Here is a 3,083-nt window from a genome sequence, read left to right as displayed (position 1 = left end):
TACGGGGTGCGGTCCAGTCCGGGGAAGGCGCGGTGCGCGGTGTCCCACAGGGCGAGGTAGCCGAGGACCCTGCCCGCCGCGTCGACGTGGATGGGCATGGGTTCGGTCAGGTTCGGGTTGGTGAAGTACTCGGCCGGGTAGTCCGGGTCGACCGGCACGAAGGCCGCGCCGGTCTTGGACACCGCCCAGGCGGCGAAGACCGAGTCGGCCGAGCGCGGCACGCCGACGGCGACCAGGTCCTCGGCGCCGATGCCCTCGGCGATGAGCAGCCGGGCCAGCCTGTTGGAGCGCTCGTCGAGTTCGCCGTAGGACAGAGTCGTCCCCTCGAACACGACCGCGGGCGCGGCCGGGTCGTGCGCGGCGGCCTCGGCCATCAGCTCGAACAGCGGCTGCGCGGGCACGGCGGGCGCGCCGGCGCGGGCGATCAGGTCGGCCTGCTCCTCGGCGTCGAGCACGTCGATGGCGCCGACGCGCACGGCCGGGTCGGCGGCGATCGCGGCGAGCACACGCTTCCACCGGCGCACGATCTGCTCGGCGGTGTCGGCGTCGAACAGCTCGGTGGCGTAGGTCAGCGCCAGTGTCATCGCGCTCGCCTCGGCGCCGGCGGCCGAACCGTTCTCCGACAGCGTGAACTGCAGGTCGAAGCGGGCGACGTTCTCCTCGAGGTCCAGCGCGGACACCGACAGACCTGGCAGCTCGAGGGCGGTGCGGTCCAGGTTCTGGAAGGCCAGCATCACCTGGAACAGCGGGTTGCGCGCCTGCGAGCGCTCGGGGGCCAGCAGTTCCACCAGGCGCTCGAACGGGACATCGGCGTTGCCGTAGGCGTCGAGGTCGGCGTGGCGGACACGGTCGAGCAGGTCGGTGAAGGACTCGTTCTCCTGCACGAGGGTGCGCAGCACCAGCGTGTTGACGAACATGCCGACCAGATCGTCGAGCACCGCCTCGCCGCGGCCGGCGACGGGGGTGCCGACGGCGATGTCCTCCGAGCCCGACAGGCGGGCCAGCAGCACCGCCAGCGCGGAGTGCACCACCATGAACAGCGAGGCGCCGTTGGCGCGGGCCACCCGGTCCAGCGCCGCCATCAGCTCGGCGGGCAGTTCGGTGGTCAGCGTCGCGCCGCGATGGGAGGCCACCGCCGGACGCGGACGGTCGGTGGGCAGCGACAGCTCGTCGGGCAGGTAGTCCAGCTCGCGCTTCCAGAACGCCACCTGGCGCGCCATCAGCGAATCCGGGTCGGACTCGTCGCCGAGGGTCTCGCGCTGCCAGAGCGCGAAGTCGGCGTACTGCACCGGCAGCGGCGCCCAGCCGGGCACGCTGTCCTGGGTGCGCGCGGTGTAGGCGGTCATCACATCGCGGGTCAGCGGCCCCATGGAGAAGCCGTCGGCGGCGATGTGGTGCACCACCACGACGAGCACGTGCTCGGCGGGCTCGGCGGCGGCTTCCTGCGTGTTCGCGGCGGTGACCGCGAACAGCCTGCTGCGCAGCGGAACCTCTTCGGCCACGTCGAATCCGGTGCCGACGAACTCGGCCACCGTCTCGGCCAGCCGCTCCGCGGCCACCCGCACCGGCCGCAGCTCGATGTCGATCTGCTCGGCCGGGACCACGACCTGCACCGGGGTGCCGCCGTGCTCGGGGTAGCGGGTGCGCAGCGACTCGTGCCTGCGCACCACGTCGGCAAGCGCCAGGCGCAACGCCGCCACGTCCAGCTCGCCGGTCATGCGGATGGCGATGGGCAGGTTGTAGGTGGCCGACGAGGTGTCGTACTTGTTGAGGAACCACATGCGCTGCTGCGCGTACGACAGCGGCACCAGCTCACCCGCCGCGCGCGGGCGCGGGGTCAGCGCCACCGCGGCGCCGCCGGTGTGCGACTCGAGCCGCGCGGCCAGCGCCTCCACCGTGGAGGCCTCGAACAGCGTGCGCACCGGCACCGAGGTGCCGAGCGCCGCGCCGATGCGGGCGGCGACCCTGGTGGCGATCAGCGAGTTGCCGCCCAGGTCGAAGAAGTCGTCGTCGACACCGACCCTGGGCAGGTCGAGCACCTCGGCGAAGACCGAGGCCACGGTCTCCTGCACCGGGGTGACCGGCGCGCGGAAGGCCTTGGCCTGCACCGCGGGCGCGGGCAGGGCGCGCCGGTCCAGCTTGCCGTTGACCGTCAGCGGAATCCACTCCAGGCGCACCAGCGCCGAGGGCACCATGTACGAGGGCAGCATCTCCCCCGCCCCCGCGCGCACGGCGTCCAGATCCGGGTTCGTGTCCGGCTCGGCCACCACGTAGGCGACGATGCGCTGGTCGCCCGGCTGGTCCTCGCGCACGATCACCGCGGCCTGGGCGATGCCCGGCTGGGCCAGCACGGCGGCCTCGATCTCGCCGAGCTCGATGCGGAAGCCGCGCACCTTCACCTGGTCGTCGGCGCGGCCGAGGTACTCGAGCTCGCCGTCGCGGTTCCAGCGGGCCAGGTCGCCGGTGCGGTACAACCGCTCACCGGCGTTCGCCGCGTCGGCCAGCGGGTCGGCCACGAAACGGACCGCCGACAGGTCGGGGCGGCCGAGGTAGCCGCGGGCCAGCTGCGGGCCTGCGACATAGATCTCGCCCGCGACACCCACCGGGACCGGCCGCAGCCGGTTGTCCAGCACGTACAGCTTCAGGCCCGCGATGGCCCTGCCGACGATGCTGCCCGCCGCGCCCGCGATGGTCGCGGCGTCAAGCGCCCGGTAGGACACGTGCACCGTGGTCTCGGTGATGCCGTACATGTTCACCAGCAGCGGCGCCGAATCACCGTGGCGGGCGATCCAATCCGACAGCCTGCGCAGCTCCAGCGCCTCGCCGCCGAACACCACGTAGCGCAGCGACAGCGGCGCCGCGTCCGGCGCGGCGGTGCGGTCGGCCTCGGCCAGCTGGTAGAAGGCCGACGGGGTCTGGTTGAGCACCGTGACCCGCTCGGCGCGCAGCAGTTCCAGGAACTGCTCCGGCGAGCGCGAGGTGTAGTAGTCGACGACCACCACGGTGCCGCCGAACAGCAGCGGGCCCCACAGCTCCCACACCGAGAAGTCGAAGGCGTAGGAGTGGAACAGCGTCCACACGTC

1 protein-coding gene is annotated in these 3,083 nt (G+C 72.8%); it reads right to left on the bottom strand.

Annotated features, from left to right (window positions below; genetic code table 11):
• Positions 1-3,083: condensation domain-containing protein (locus tag QH283_RS14605; RefSeq protein ID WP_280503544.1), on the bottom strand; the 3,083-nt coding region annotated here is incomplete at both ends.

It is taken from the genome of Nocardia farcinica, from assembly GCF_029867845.1.
Taxonomy (GTDB): Bacteria; Actinomycetota; Actinomycetes; order Mycobacteriales; family Mycobacteriaceae; genus Nocardia; species Nocardia farcinica_A.
The sequence above is the reverse complement of the archived record's forward strand: the minus strand, read 5'-3'. Positions and strand labels throughout refer to the sequence as shown.